Origin of the sequence: Halohasta litchfieldiae, assembly GCF_002788215.1 — an archaeon.
In the GTDB taxonomy this organism is placed as follows: Archaea; Halobacteriota; Halobacteria; order Halobacteriales; family Haloferacaceae; genus Halohasta; species Halohasta litchfieldiae.
On record NZ_CP024845.1, the window covers coordinates 1,250,635 to 1,263,629 of the forward strand.

Here is a 12,995-nt window from a genome sequence, read left to right on the forward strand (position 1 = left end):
ACCAACAGAGTGTGTGGTTGTACGGCCTGTGTTGGTTAAGTCATATCAGCAATCCCGATTTGAAGATGAGCAACTAGATGTCTAAAAGGCTGATTTCTTTCCAGACAGCTGAACTCATGTATCACAAAATGTTCGTTAAATTATAGTGCTCTTAATCGAGATTATATCAGCATGTCGTACGATAATTTAGACAGTCAGTTAATCAACGCACTACTCGATGACGGTCGGGCCAGCCTTCGAAGCCTTGGAGAGGGGCTTGATGTATCAGTGACCACCGTCTCAAATCACATCAACGATCTCGAAGCAGAAGGTGTTATTGAAGGCTATACACCGGTCATTAACTACGGCGAACTGGGCTACGACGTTACCGCAATCATGCAGCTGAAGGTCGAAGGAGCCGCGCTTGCAGAAATTGTCGACAGGCTTCGCGACCAGGTACAGATAATCACTGTCTATGAAGTCACCGGTGATTATGACATTATTGCGATTGGTAAGTTCGAAGATACAAACGGAATGAACGCTCAGATCAAAGAGCTGCTATCTGACGTTGACATACGGGAATCCAACACCAGCGTCGTACTCAAGTCAGTCTGCGAGAACGAACAATCCGAACTCAATGTCGACGACGAATAAATTATTCAGTCATCACTAGCTCCCGTTTCGCGACCTCAAATAGGGTCGACTGAATCAGAAATCGTTAACACATTCTCAGATGGTGGCAATTCCCCCGGTGAGGTTCTCAACGTAACCGACGAACAGGCCGACGAACTGTTCGGCGTTGCACACCGAGGTGAGATACAGCAACAATACGAGCGAAAAAAGAGGAGTACACACCACCAAACCTGCCTGATCAACGTATTGGCGGCACCCGTCGATGTGGATATCACTCATCGCCATAGAGAATCCGAACTGGACGTAGTTATGGTGCTACGTACTGCTCTTTCCAGTCCGAACGAGCCTCGATCTCGCGGCGTCCACGTCGAGTGATTGTATAAGAGTTGGTCCGGCGGTCGAGTTGACCTTTCTCGACGAGTCCTTTCTCAACGAGTGTATCGAGGTTTGGATACAGCCGGCCATGGTGGACCTCTTTTTCGTAGTAGTCTTGGAGCTCCTCTTCGATCCCTAAGCCGTGTGGCTCGTCAAGACCAGCGATAACATACAGCAAGTCACGTTGGAATCCTGTTAGGTCGTACATCTGTAAGATCCTAGCTTGCATTTATTATATAAATTAAATAAATTTATCGGTCAAACGGTACTGTCTAGTTAAGCCAGTTTGAGAAGTGAGCAGTTCGTGGTTTGAGTTGTCTATGCTGTCGCCAGAACTGCTCAGAGAGACGTTGGATACGGCAAATCTTGAATGTTGGGAGCGAGAGCGGACGGCGACGCCCGTCAGGGCGTTCGCTGTCCGACTCCACGCGACCGGTTGTTCACTCAGAGAAACACAAGCAATTCTCCGACTATTTGGCGTTCAACGGTCTCATCAAGCAATCTTTCAGTGGGTACATCGAGTAGCTGACAGCGTTCCCGACCCGCCTGAGGCGCAGCCGAAGCGGGTCGCTGTAGACGAAACCGCTGTCAAAATCAATGGCGAGTGGTCTTGGTTGTATGCTGCAATAGACCTCGACACCAAGTTGATTTTGGGTGTCGATCTGTTCGGCACTCACGGGACCGATCCAACTGCTGCGTTTCTGCATGGACTCTCCGAGAAACACGACCTCTCCGAGGCCGTGTTTCTCGTCGATGGTTTCGGCTATCAGACTGCCCTTGCTCGATTAGGACTCAGCGGTCGGCGTGATTATACAGACCGAAACCTGATCGAAAAATGGTTTCAGACGCTCAAAATGAGGATCGACCGCTTCCATAATTCGTGGGTGGGCAGTCGGTCGAGCGTTCGTCGCTGGTGTTCACAGTTTGCACATTATTATAACCGCCAGCGACCGCATCAATCGCTAGATGATCGAACGCCAGCTGAGGTGGTCGTTAACTAGACAGTGCCCTCGAGTCCATACCTTCAAATAAATTTGACTACATAGGTTACGTATGGCGAAACAGGTCGTCACACGCACCTACACTGCTTCTATTCAGAACCAGTCACGGGTACAGGACGACCTTGATTCGCTTGGGTTCTCAGCCTCGAAACTCTGGAACGTCGGACGGTGGGTTTGTGACCGCGTATGGTCTGAGATAGGTCATATCCCCGGTCACAACGAACTCACCTCGTACCTCAAGTCGCACGAACGCTACGATGACCTGCATTCTCAGTCAAGTCAGCGAGTCCTTCAAGAACTCGCTGAAGCATTCAACGGCTGGTACGGAAAACGACGCAACGAAGATGCGAGAGCAAACCCACCGAAGTACCGCAAACACAACGACGAACACCCGCGAAGCACGGTCACGTTCAAAGCCGCTGGATTCAAACTCGACACCAAGTACAACCGGGTTCGACTCAGCAAAGGATCGAACCTCAAGGTGTATTGGTCGGACTTCATCCTCTGCGAATACCAGACTCGCCCCGACTTTGACCTCTCCACCGTAGAGAGTGTCCAACAAGTTCGAGCCGTCTGGACGGGTGACAAGTGGGAACTGCACTTCGTGTGCAAGGTTGAAATCGAGGTTGTTGAATCGCCCGGTGAGAAAACCGTTGGTGTAGACCTCGGTATCAAAAACTTCGCCGCCCTTGCCTACGAAGACGGTCACAGCGAACTGTACCCGCTCAACTGTCTGAAGCAGGATGACTACTACTTCAGCAAGCGGATTGCTTGCTGTGATGATTCGGACTCCGTGAAATCCACGCGATTGAACCAGAAGAAATCGGCTCGCCGCACTCACTACTTCCACACTCTTTCCAAACACTTCGTTGAGCGGTGTGTTGATGAGGGTGTTGGGACGATTGTGGTCGGCAACCTCTCTGATATCCGTGAAGACGAGGAGAATGGGGATTCGAAGAACTGGGGTACACACGGGAATCTTGACTTACATTCGTGGGCGTTCGACCGCTTCACCTCAATGCTTGAATACAAAGCCGAGATGGAAGGTATCACGGTTGAGCAAGTGTCCGAGCGTGATACGTCGAAGTCGTGTTCGTGTTGTGGTCGCAAACGCAAGAAGAACCGTGTTGAGCGTGGGTTGTACGTGTGCGATGAGTGCGGGACGGTGGCGAACGCGGATGTGAACGGTGCTGAGAACATTCGACAGAAAGTATCTCCGAGTCCTCGTTCAGAGGATAGGAGTAACGGCTGGTTGGCACAGCCATCGACGTTCTTGTTTGACAAGGAAACTGGTGCGTTCGCACCTCAAGATCAGGCTACGTCGTAAACCACAATATCCCAACGGCGGTCGGGAATCCTCGCGCTTTAGCGCGGGGAGGATGTCAAGTCTCTGATACAGAAGTGTACTACTATCGGCGAGCTTCGTGTAGTCGTGATGGGGATTGAAAGCCTCTGACCGGCATGAATACAATAATCAGTCAAACAATTATGTTTTTCGGTTGGATGTTCAACGCTAGCCGGTCGACACATTCTCAGTCAATCATCGTAGCTCTCAATCACCATCCGATAGTTAGATTTACTATTCTTGGGGTTACTGGCGTTGTGTATAATCAAAAAGTGAGATCTTTCGAGACCTCGATAGAACCCTGTTCCATCGGTGTCCCGTCACTAGAAGTCCAAGACTTCTAGATATTAGCCAAAATCTGGCAGGTTATGGCGACATCCTCAAGAACCAACGCGCAGAGCGCCGATAGAGTAGGAAAATTCACAGATGGAGTTTCAATCTAGCAGTGTGAAGTATTAAAAATGATAATTACTACCCAATGTTGATATTGTCTCTCTGGCCAGAATCAATATGGTGCAAAAAGGAGCTGATGATGCTGGTTTGGCAACCCAGCAATCAGAAGATTATCCAGTTTTTATCTCACCCACAATTGATTTTCTTTTAATTTTTGTTCTAATTAGCGTGCTAGCGTTTTTACCTGTAATCCTCATATGACACTCCGATATATTTTTATACCACATATTAGTACTTGTTGATGAGTTGCCCTATGAGTAGACACAATTTTGTGAGAGATCGATTGTGAGTGATCAAGGTGGATTATGGCAGCTTGTCGACAATGAGCACATATTGTGGCTTATGGCTGTATTGCTCTATGGAGTTGGCGATACATCAACAACACTCTGGGGATTCTCTACCAAGGGGGCCGACGAGATCGGCCCTCTTGTTGGACCTTTAATGGACCTCTATGGAGTTAGTGGTCTTTTTATCGTCAAAATATCTTCCTTTTTATTTTTTATAGTGGTTTGGCATTTTCTCTGGAAGCCAACGCGTGTTGCTGTTCCGCTCGCTCTAATCGTTGTTGGTGGGGGTATTACAGTTTGGAATCTATATGTGGTTTTGTTATAAATAATCACTGGGTCAAAAAGAGTTCCTCGCTTTAGGGTGAATATGATAACCTCACTCATCAAGTAGATACATATACCTAGGATGTGTAAGTGGCGAATACAATTTGGCATCTATGAACAAAAGATCAATACAAGTCCTACACGTCGATGATGATCTAGATCTAACGAATTTAGTAGGAAATTATCTCGAACGAAAAGATACACAAATCGAATTGCAGACAGCAGCGAGCATTGACGAAGGGCTAAGTATTGTTTCTGAAGGGAACATCGATTGTATCATCTCTGACTATGACATGTCCAATAAAACAGGGGTAGAATTCCTTCGATCCGTTAGAAAGCAAGATAAGAACCTTCCATTTATTTTATTTACTGGAAAAGGAAGTGAGGAAGTCGCTAGCGAAGCGATCTCGATGGGTGTCACAGACTATATTCAAAAAAAGACTGCAACTTCTCAGTATGCACTTTTAGCAAATCGAATTAGAAACGCAGTCGAAAGTGTGTGGGCTCAAAACGAACGTGATCGCCACCTTGAGGCCATTGAAACTGCCCGTGAGGGAATCAGTATTCTCGATGAAGATGGGTATTTTGTATATGTTAACCAAGCCTATGCTGATCTCTATGGATACCAACCTAACGAGATTCTTGGCGAACACTGGGAGTTTCTTTCTCCTGCTGATGAAATTCCCTATACTTACGAAGAGATTTTGCCTATTCTAAACGAGTCGGGATACTGGCATGGGGTTACAACTGGCCTTCGGGCCGATCAAAGTACCTTTGTTGAAGATCAGGTCCTTGCGAGGACTAATGCTGACGGTGTTGTATGTACTGTTCGAAATATCACCGAACAAGAAGAGAATAAAAAAGAGCTCAAGCAAACGAATGTTTTGCTTTCGACACTCTTTGATGCCCTACCAGTTGGTGTGCTTGCCGAAGATGACAACCGCGATGTAATGGCAGTCAATCAACAACTATATGAGTTTTTCGAGGTATCTGGTTCACCGAGTGAAGCCATTGGAAAAGACTGCGAACAGTTCGCAAGCAAAGTTAGTGAATTAGTAGTCGATTCTACCGAATTTGTTGAACAAATTAACACAGTAGCGAGTGAGGGTGAACCAATCGAAGAAGATGAGATTGTTCGAACAAATGGGCAGACCTTTGAACGGAGTTACCAACCGATTGAATTTGCTGGTGGAGATGGCCATCTCTGGGTCTATTATGACGCTACAGATCGAACAAATCATGAGCGCCAACTTAAAGCATTGGTCGTGTTGCAAAGCGGTCTAGACTTTGCCGCTGGTACTCTCAATTGAGAGGTCACAGTTGATGGCTGTTTTGGTCGAACGTTGGAGCAGTTCGTCGAGGAACGCTTGGTAGTACTCGGGGTCGGCGTACTTCACCAACCGAAGTTGGAGTATCGCTTCCAATCCCTCTGCTGTCCAGCGCATCCACTGGTTCTTGCACCGCTTGCTGACCTCGCCCATCAGTCGTTCGACGGGGTTCGAGGTCCACGGAACCTCGAACCCCTCGACAGCGTGCTCGGCGAACGTCACAATCGACGGCAGCCACCGCCGAAGATACCCTGCAGCCTTTGCTGACCCGAACTGCTCCAGTTGCCACGCTGTCTTCTCTAATCGCTCTCTCGTTCGCGCGATCCGCGAGCGGATCGCCGCGAACTCCTCCGCTGGACGATGCTTCGCCACAGAGTTCTTCAGATGGAACACCTCGTCGATCACCTCCGAAACGATCTCCTTCCGACGGTCCAAGGAGAAGACGCCATCGTCCCAGAGGGTGTAACCCAGCGTTCGGCCGACGTGGACGAGATCGAGCTGGTGGTCACGGTTTTCGTCGGTAAAGGCTGTGACGATGCCGCTATCAGCGTCACTGACGACCGTCGCGTCGTCAGTGACTGCGCCGATATCATCGAGTTCGGCGGCAGTTTCGTCCCAGTCAGCGTTGACCGACAGATCCAGCAGGGAGCGTGACTCTTCGGCGGTGTCTTCGCCGAGCGTTGCTTGGACGGAGTGGGACGAGCGGTCGTCGTCTTGGCTGTGGCACTTTGTCCCGTCAGGAATGACGGCGTCAGCGTCTGTGCCAGCGACACAGTCTGGAAGGAACTGTTTGAGCTTGTGGCCGTATTTCTTGGCACGGCGGTTGATGGTGGTCGGCGACGGCATCGAGACGAAGCTGTCGCCGTGATTGGCAGCGTCTCGATAGCTGAGCGAGGTAGCGAGATCGACGCTTTTGGCGGCGATGTCCTGCTGATAGCGGTTCTGCCCGTCGAAGTCGAGAACGTCTTCGACGGGCCGGAAGTAGCTGGATTCGTCTGGGGAAGCGGCTGTATCTTCGACGTAGTGGAGAGAGAACTCGTGTTCTCCGGCAGTTGTGACAGCTGTGCGGGTGTCGGTGCCGGCGCGTTGGAAGCGCTGGTCACCGTTGCCATGTGCGTGTTTCTCACCACAGAGCGCCTCGACGCTGGCGGCGTCGAGGCTCTCGACCAGCGATTCGAGAAGGACTGCTTCGAGGTTCTGGTCAGTGACGGCCTCGGCAAGCGTGGCGAGCGGTAGCGTTTTGTCGTCGTCGATACTCAGTTCGAACCGCACGTCGATTGTGGCGTGCATGGGGTACCTCGGTTTGGACACCAGAGGCAACCCCGCCTTCACGGGAGTCAGTTACTACTGAACTCTAGAGGACTTTGCGACACGACCAAAGCATTAAATAAGACGAGTCAGGACCTCATGGCTGCAAAAACGCATAATAAAGTCTGTGAGATTGGTACCAAAGCAGCTCGTGATATTCTTGGACTTCAATTAAATGGGATCCATCTTTATGATGAGAATAAATCAGGACTTGTACCGATGGCAACCACTGATGGTCTAACTGATCTCATCGGTGAGCCCCCGGTACTCACAGGTGATAATAGTATCGCATGGCGTGTCTACAACAAAGGAGATGCACTTGCACTTGATAATGTCCATACAGATCCTGATAGATATAATCCAGATACGTTAATTCGGAGTGAAATATATCTCCCAATCGGTGATTATGGTATCTTAATCGGTGGTTCAACAGAGTCAGAACAATTTGATGATCAAGATATAGTACTTGGTGAAATACTAGCAGGGAACATCAACACAGCACTTGAGCAGGTTTCACAAACACAACAATTGCAGGCTCGCGAAAGAGAACTCACGCGTCAAAATGAGCGCTTAGAGGAGTTTACCAGTGTTGTTTCGCATGATATCCAAAATCCACTGACAGTCGCTGCAGGTAATTTGCAACTCGCTATTGAAAACAATGATAGCGAGTATCTCAATAAGGTAAAGCGTGCACACGACCGAATGGAGGCCTTGGTTGATAATCTCCTCACACTCGCCCAGGAGGGTGCTAATACAGCAGACATCACCCCTGTATCACTTACTGAACTCTCTGAGGGTTGTTGGCAGAATGTGGAAACATCGACAGCTACTCTCAATGTTACTACTAATAGTATAGTTTTCGCTGACAAGAATCGGCTCAAGCAACTCTTTGAGAACCTTTTTGCAAATGCTGTCGAACACGGTGGAGAGACTGTGACAGTTGGCGCCTTAGAAGATGGGTTCTACGTCTCTGATGATGGGCCGGGAATACCCGTTGATGAACGTGATCAAGTGTTCAAATTCGGTCATTCAACCTCAGATAGCGGAACTGGATTTGGTTTAAACATCGTCAAAGAAATTGGTCGTGTTGCAAAGCGGTCTAGACTTTGCCGCTGGTACTCTCAATTGAGAGGTCACAGTTGATGGCTGTTTTGGTCGAACGTTGGAGCAGTTCGTCGAGGAACGCTTGGTAGTACTCGGGGTCGGCGTACTTCACCAACCGAAGTTGGAGTATCGCTTCCAATCCCTCTGCTGTCCAGCGCATCCACTGGTTCTTGCACCGCTTGCTGACCTCGCCCATCAGTCGTTCGACGGGGTTCGAGGTCCACGGAACCTCGAACCCCTCGACAGCGTGCTCGGCGAACGTCACAATCGACGGCAGCCACCGCCGAAGATACCCTGCAGCCTTTGCTGACCCGAACTGCTCCAGTTGCCACGCTGTCTTCTCTAATCGCTCTCTCGTTCGCGCGATCCGCGAGCGGATCGCCGCGAACTCCTCCGCTGGACGATGCTTCGCCACAGAGTTCTTCAGATGGAACACCTCGTCGATCACCTCCGAAACGATCTCCTTCCGACGGTCCAAGGAGAAGACGCCATCGTCCCAGAGGGTGTAACCCAGCGTTCGGCCGACGTGGACGAGATCGAGCTGGTGGTCACGGTTTTCGTCGGTAAAGGCTGTGACGATGCCGCTATCAGCGTCACTGACGACCGTCGCGTCGTCAGTGACTGCGCCGATATCATCGAGTTCGGCGGCAGTTTCGTCCCAGTCAGCGTTGACCGACAGATCCAGCAGGGAGCGTGACTCTTCGGCGGTGTCTTCGCCGAGCGTTGCTTGGACGGAGTGGGACGAGCGGTCGTCGTCTTGGCTGTGGCACTTTGTCCCGTCAGGAATGACGGCGTCAGCGTCTGTGCCAGCGACACAGTCTGGAAGGAACTGTTTGAGCTTGTGGCCGTATTTCTTGGCACGGCGGTTGATGGTGGTCGGCGACGGCATCGAGACGAAGCTGTCGCCGTGATTGGCAGCGTCTCGATAGCTGAGCGAGGTAGCGAGATCGACGCTTTTGGCGGCGATGTCCTGCTGATAGCGGTTCTGCCCGTCGAAGTCGAGAACGTCTTCGACGGGCCGGAAGTAGCTGGATTCGTCTGGGGAAGCGGCTGTATCTTCGACGTAGTGGAGAGAGAACTCGTGTTCTCCGGCAGTTGTGACAGCTGTGCGGGTGTCGGTGCCGGCGCGTTGGAAGCGCTGGTCACCGTTGCCATGTGCGTGTTTCTCACCACAGAGCGCCTCGACGCTGGCGGCGTCGAGGCTCTCGACCAGCGATTCGAGAAGGACTGCTTCGAGGTTCTGGTCAGTGACGGCCTCGGCAAGCGTGGCGAGCGGTAGCGTTTTGTCGTCGTCGATACTCAGTTCGAACCGCACGTCGATTGTGGCGTGCATGGGGTACCTCGGTTTGGACACCAGAGGCAACCCCGCCTTCACGGGAGTCAGTTACTACTGAACTCTAGAGGACTTTGCGACACGACCGATATATTGGCTGAACTCTCGGGATGTCGGGAGCAGTTTCACATCACCACTCCGCGAGTCGTAGTCGACAATTCCATTGGTATGCAACGCCGAGAGATGTGTCTGATACAGTGAGATGTGGACGCGTTTCCGCTGTTTGTACGTCACTTCTTCGACCGGTATGTCGTTTTCTGCGGCGGCGATGAGTTCAGAGAGTTCTCGAATCTGGAGGCTACCGTCTGCACTCGGTTGATCTCGAAGGAACTGTACGGCAAGTCGCCGCCGCCGATTCGAGAGCATTTTGAACATATTGTCTTTCGAAAGCGCAATCTCATCTGTTGTTTCGTTCAGACTGTGAGGGTAGTTTTGGCTTTCCAACCTCGATTGTGGGGGCATATAGGTATTATAGATTGTCTGGATAATAACTATGTATGTCAGTAACTAAATTAACGAAGCCAATAAGGTGTTCCTAACACCGACACGGTCGTGTGGTTTTCATTTGAAACCACTATGTTGACATGATAGCCACTCTGTGGGTACTGTGCAGAGATCGCTCCGAGACCACAGCACAAACCAACGATTTGCCAGTCGGTAGGGGGGTGCCAACTACGGTCTTGCCAGTCGGTCGACGAGGTATGCATCCCGAACCACGGTTGCCTCGGTTGATTACGACCATCAAGCAGCCAGAATACACTGGCGACAATCGATGTCTCCCATGCACGATTCTGAACAGTCTCATCAGTGTTGGGCTCGCTGTTCTCATTGGCGGGACCATCGAGGCAGTCGTCGGCTCATACGGCGTCCTAGTTGGGATCCTCGTGGTGGTAGTCTGTCTCGCAGTAATCTACCTCCGTGGCTATCTGGTTCCGGGAACACCAGCGCTCACCAAGCGATATCTGCCGACCCAACTCCGGGGCTGGTTCAAATCCAACAGTCGACAACCGCTGTTGGATGGGACCGACCCCACCGAACTGCTCGTCGAGATAGGAGTCGTCGTCGACGATCCGAGCGCTGCCGACTACACGCTCGCGCCGGTGTTCCTCGAAGAGTGGCGCGAATCGATCCGACTCCATTGGGGCGACGAGGAACTCGCCCGCGAGAGTCTGGGGAAGCTCTCGGGTGCCGACCCTGATTCGCTCGCGTTCGAACACGAGGCCCAGCGGTTCCGCGTGACTGCCGAGGGACTGCATCTCGCGACGTGGCCCTCACGGGAGGCCTGTATCGCTGATGCCGCCGCCGCACGGGAGTTGGTCGACTGGGACCCCGACTGGAGCCGCCGTCGGCTCGTCGTCCAGTCGGATATTCTCGGTGCGCTTCGGCTCTTTATCGAGCGGTGTCCGGCCTGCGACGGGACGGTTTCGTTGTCCCACGAGGCTGTCGAGTCGTGCTGTTGGAGCTACGATGTCGTCGCTGCAACCTGTGACCACTGTGATGCGAGGCTGTTCGAGATGGATATCGACCCCGACACACTGCCGCAGTAATCGGAGAGAACAGTTGGAAAACAAAATCGACGCCAAGCAGTCAGCGTCGTATCCGTTTGATTTATAAACAGAGCAAAGTCGACTCGGACTGACAATCTATTATAAAAACCGTTGTCGGAGATACCACCGCACCGACCACAACTGATAGGTGACCGACAGTGCGAAGGCGACCAGAAAACCGCTGGCCCACAGTAGCGGGTCGACACTGTCGACAAGAGGGATCTCTGCGAGCGACGTGACGACCGCAAGTAGTGAGACGATGCCGAGCGTCCGGTAATACTCTCCCCATGTGAGCCCGGAGGGCGACAGCAGCGCTAGGTACTGGTCGACCTCACGCGCGGAGTTCCGGACACTGACCGTCCGTGCTTCCAGGTTGTATTCGACGATCCCGAGTTCGGCGAGCTTCGGGAGGTGTGTCTGATGCAAGGAGTTGTAGACGCTCTCCCGACACGGTCGCGGCGGTGGCGACTGTCCCGTTTCATCGGTCGCAATCGCCTCCGAGAGCTTCCGAAGCGACACCGTTCGCCCCCCAGCGGTGTCGGTCAGGTGGCGGATCGTTTCCCGTCGACGGGAGTTAGCAAGAATATCGTACACGACCGACTCCGGGAGCGATCGATTTCTGAGCATACATCTCTATTGAGCAAGATCATCATGATTTCGAGCGACATACCGGAATGGATCGTAGCACATACCGGATCAGATACCAGTACATATTGGATCGGACGCCAGCACATACTGGATCGGATACTAGTACATACCGGAACAGTTTGGAATGCATACCACCGGTGAGTTCGTCCGTAATGATTGATTTGACACCCTGTCGACTGGCAGTAGGAGTCCTCAACGATCCGGATGCGCTGGGTTACGCCACTCAAATACGGGGTTTAAACGGATAGCTGCGGCACTATGGTGCTGTTCGAAACCCGGGTGTGGAATCGTAACTACGTGGGTCGCTGTTCAGGGGTGTAGCAACCGAACTCGGACGAACCGTCCATCGATATCGGTCGACCAGTTCGGGAGCAAACCAATGACAAACGACAACACGCAAATCGGCCTCTCGCGGCGAAAAGTACTCGGTGGAATCGGTGCAGTCGGCGTCGCAAGCGCAGGTGCAGGTATCGGGACAACGGCCTTCTTCAGCGACAACGAAAGCTTCGAGAACAACACGATCACCGCCGGCCAGTTCGAGCTGGCGGTCACCCAGTCGACACATTTCGTCGATCAAGATGGAATCGGCCCCGATGAACAGAACTTCGAGACGATGCTTGCCGAAGCACAGTCCGTGGACGACTCCGTCGAAGTCCTGGATGGCTTCCTCGACATCACCGACGCAAAGCCCGGTGACAGCTACAAATACTGCTGGGATATCTGTGTGAACCATAACCCCGGCTACGTCCAGATCACCCTCGACAGCGAGGAACTGACCGGCAACGACAACGGTGTCACCCACACCGACGCCTCGGGCACGCTCGGGGAGTACATGCTTGCGGTCGTCACCATCGACGACCAGCGCGCTGGCGACGACACGGATATCGTCTTCACCGGCACGCTTGCGGAACTCGTCGAGGAGTGGAACGAGGGGGGCCTCATTCACGCCGTCGCGGATGTCGACCCAGAAACTGAAGAGCCATTCGTCGAATACTGCCATCTCCCATGTGAGTCAGCTGTCGAGGGTGGCGAACTCTCGCCCGACGAAGATGGGGTCGAGGTCTGTGTCTACCTCTACCTGCCCTCGCATGCGGATATCGGATCGGAAGTCGACGTCGACGGCCACACCTTCGGCCCACTCGACGCAGCAGACTCCCCCGGAAATCTGGTCCAGGGCGCTTCGTTCAGCGGTGATCTCGCGTTCGCCGCCGAGCAGTGCCGCCACAACGACGACCCGTTCACACACAACGGGACCGCAGACAGCGGGACCGATGGTGATGGGCTGACCAACCAGACTGCCTGAGCTGGCCGCCTGACTACCGAACACCCT

Annotated in this window: 14 protein-coding genes; 8 read left to right on the top strand and 6 right to left on the bottom strand. The window is 52.3% G+C overall.

Annotation, left to right across the window (positions count from 1 at the left end):
- Positions 1-171 precede the first annotated feature (171 nt).
- Positions 172-633 carry an HTH-type transcriptional regulator Lrp gene (lrp, locus tag HALTADL_RS06365; RefSeq protein ID WP_089672960.1) on the top strand — a complete coding sequence of 154 codons (462 nt, stop codon included), beginning with the start codon at positions 172-174 and terminating at the stop codon, positions 631-633.
- Between the two features lie 75 nt (positions 634-708).
- Here the strand turns inward: lrp and HALTADL_RS06370 are convergent, their stop codons facing one another.
- Both HALTADL_RS06370 and HALTADL_RS06375 read right to left on the bottom strand, forming a co-directional pair.
- A complete protein-coding gene (locus tag HALTADL_RS06370) occupies positions 709-897 on the bottom strand; it encodes a hypothetical protein (RefSeq protein WP_089672959.1) in 189 nt (62 codons plus the stop codon).
- Positions 898-919: 22 nt separating this feature from the next.
- Entirely contained in the window at positions 920-1,195 is a 276-nt protein-coding gene (locus tag HALTADL_RS06375; protein ID WP_089672984.1) for a helix-turn-helix transcriptional regulator, read from the bottom strand.
- Between the two features lie 112 nt (positions 1,196-1,307).
- Between HALTADL_RS06375 and HALTADL_RS06380 the strand changes: the two genes are divergently transcribed.
- The 4 genes from HALTADL_RS06380 (at position 1,308) to HALTADL_RS06395 (ending at position 5,707) form a co-directional block, all read left to right on the top strand.
- Entirely contained in the window at positions 1,308-1,988 is a 681-nt protein-coding gene (locus HALTADL_RS06380; RefSeq protein ID WP_076611631.1) for an IS6-like element ISHli8 family transposase, read from the top strand.
- 52 nt (positions 1,989-2,040) lie between these two features.
- Positions 2,041-3,315 carry an RNA-guided endonuclease InsQ/TnpB family protein gene (locus HALTADL_RS06385; protein WP_089672958.1) on the top strand — a complete coding sequence of 425 codons (1,275 nt, stop codon included), beginning with the start codon at positions 2,041-2,043 and terminating at the stop codon, positions 3,313-3,315.
- A gap of 756 nt (positions 3,316-4,071) precedes the next feature.
- Positions 4,072-4,398 carry a hypothetical protein gene (locus HALTADL_RS06390; RefSeq protein WP_218143675.1) on the top strand — a complete coding sequence of 109 codons (327 nt, stop codon included), beginning with the start codon at positions 4,072-4,074 and terminating at the stop codon, positions 4,396-4,398.
- 112 nt (positions 4,399-4,510) lie between these two features.
- A complete protein-coding gene (locus HALTADL_RS06395) occupies positions 4,511-5,707 on the top strand; it encodes a PAS domain-containing response regulator (RefSeq protein WP_100190875.1) in 1,197 nt (398 codons plus the stop codon).
- On the opposite strand, the gene HALTADL_RS06400 is transcribed toward HALTADL_RS06395, so the two are convergent.
- The gene (locus HALTADL_RS06400; protein WP_012659191.1) at positions 5,678-7,015 is read right to left on the bottom strand and encodes an ISH6-like element ISHla10 family transposase; all 1,338 of its coding nucleotides are present in this window, start codon (positions 7,013-7,015) and stop codon (positions 5,678-5,680) included. The two genes, HALTADL_RS06395 and HALTADL_RS06400, sit on opposite strands and share 30 nt — an antisense overlap.
- A 117-nt stretch (positions 7,016-7,132) precedes the next feature.
- Here HALTADL_RS06400 and HALTADL_RS06405 point away from each other — a divergent pair, with 117 nt between their 5' ends.
- Positions 7,133-8,176: a sensor histidine kinase gene (locus HALTADL_RS06405; RefSeq protein ID WP_100190876.1), complete on the top strand. Its 1,044-nt coding sequence runs from the start codon at positions 7,133-7,135 to the stop codon at positions 8,174-8,176.
- On the opposite strand, the gene HALTADL_RS06410 is transcribed toward HALTADL_RS06405, so the two are convergent.
- Both HALTADL_RS06410 and HALTADL_RS06415 read right to left on the bottom strand, forming a co-directional pair.
- On the bottom strand, positions 8,133-9,470 hold the full coding sequence (locus HALTADL_RS06410) for an ISH6-like element ISHla10 family transposase (protein ID WP_012659191.1): 1,338 nt from the start codon (positions 9,468-9,470) through the stop codon (positions 8,133-8,135). The two genes, HALTADL_RS06405 and HALTADL_RS06410, sit on opposite strands and share 44 nt — an antisense overlap.
- A 54-nt stretch (positions 9,471-9,524) precedes the next feature.
- Positions 9,525-9,845, bottom strand: a complete 321-nt coding sequence (locus HALTADL_RS06415; protein ID WP_143054201.1) for a DUF7344 domain-containing protein — start codon at positions 9,843-9,845, stop codon at positions 9,525-9,527.
- A gap of 326 nt (positions 9,846-10,171) precedes the next feature.
- Here HALTADL_RS06415 and HALTADL_RS06420 point away from each other — a divergent pair, with 326 nt between their 5' ends.
- Positions 10,172-11,017, top strand: a complete 846-nt coding sequence (locus tag HALTADL_RS06420) for a hypothetical protein (protein WP_089673876.1) — start codon at positions 10,172-10,174, stop codon at positions 11,015-11,017.
- 99 nt (positions 11,018-11,116) lie between these two features.
- On the opposite strand, the gene HALTADL_RS06425 is transcribed toward HALTADL_RS06420, so the two are convergent.
- Positions 11,117-11,644, bottom strand: a complete 528-nt coding sequence (locus HALTADL_RS06425; protein ID WP_089673877.1) for a DUF7344 domain-containing protein — start codon at positions 11,642-11,644, stop codon at positions 11,117-11,119.
- Positions 11,645-12,044: 400 nt separating this feature from the next.
- Here HALTADL_RS06425 and HALTADL_RS06430 point away from each other — a divergent pair, with 400 nt between their 5' ends.
- Positions 12,045-12,968 (top strand): SipW-dependent-type signal peptide-containing protein, encoded by a 924-nt coding sequence (locus tag HALTADL_RS06430; protein WP_089673878.1) that lies wholly within the window; start codon positions 12,045-12,047, stop codon positions 12,966-12,968.
- The last annotated feature ends 27 nt before the right edge of the window (positions 12,969-12,995 follow it).

What these genes read in the sequence shown, in the direction of transcription:
- HALTADL_RS06420 (WP_089673876.1), top strand. Translation starts at nt 10,172, where the DNA reads ATGCATCCCGAACCACGGTTGCCTCGGTTGATTACGACCATCAAGCAG.
- HALTADL_RS06375 (WP_089672984.1), bottom strand. Translation starts at nt 1,195, where the DNA reads ATGTACGACCTAACAGGATTCCAACGTGACTTGCTGTATGTTATCGCT.
- lrp (WP_089672960.1), top strand. Translation starts at nt 172, where the DNA reads ATGTCGTACGATAATTTAGACAGTCAGTTAATCAACGCACTACTCGAT.
- HALTADL_RS06410 (WP_012659191.1), bottom strand. Translation starts at nt 9,470, where the DNA reads ATGCACGCCACAATCGACGTGCGGTTCGAACTGAGTATCGACGACGAC.
- HALTADL_RS06415 (WP_143054201.1), bottom strand. Translation starts at nt 9,845, where the DNA reads ATGTTCAAAATGCTCTCGAATCGGCGGCGGCGACTTGCCGTACAGTTC.
- HALTADL_RS06380 (WP_076611631.1), top strand. Translation starts at nt 1,308, where the DNA reads ATGCTGTCGCCAGAACTGCTCAGAGAGACGTTGGATACGGCAAATCTT.
- HALTADL_RS06430 (WP_089673878.1), top strand. Translation starts at nt 12,045, where the DNA reads ATGACAAACGACAACACGCAAATCGGCCTCTCGCGGCGAAAAGTACTC.
- HALTADL_RS06400 (WP_012659191.1), bottom strand. Translation starts at nt 7,015, where the DNA reads ATGCACGCCACAATCGACGTGCGGTTCGAACTGAGTATCGACGACGAC.
- HALTADL_RS06405 (WP_100190876.1), top strand. Translation starts at nt 7,133, where the DNA reads ATGGCTGCAAAAACGCATAATAAAGTCTGTGAGATTGGTACCAAAGCA.
- HALTADL_RS06425 (WP_089673877.1), bottom strand. Translation starts at nt 11,644, where the DNA reads ATGCTCAGAAATCGATCGCTCCCGGAGTCGGTCGTGTACGATATTCTT.
- HALTADL_RS06370 (WP_089672959.1), bottom strand. Translation starts at nt 897, where the DNA reads ATGGCGATGAGTGATATCCACATCGACGGGTGCCGCCAATACGTTGAT.
- HALTADL_RS06385 (WP_089672958.1), top strand. Translation starts at nt 2,041, where the DNA reads ATGGCGAAACAGGTCGTCACACGCACCTACACTGCTTCTATTCAGAAC.
- HALTADL_RS06395 (WP_100190875.1), top strand. Translation starts at nt 4,511, where the DNA reads ATGAACAAAAGATCAATACAAGTCCTACACGTCGATGATGATCTAGAT.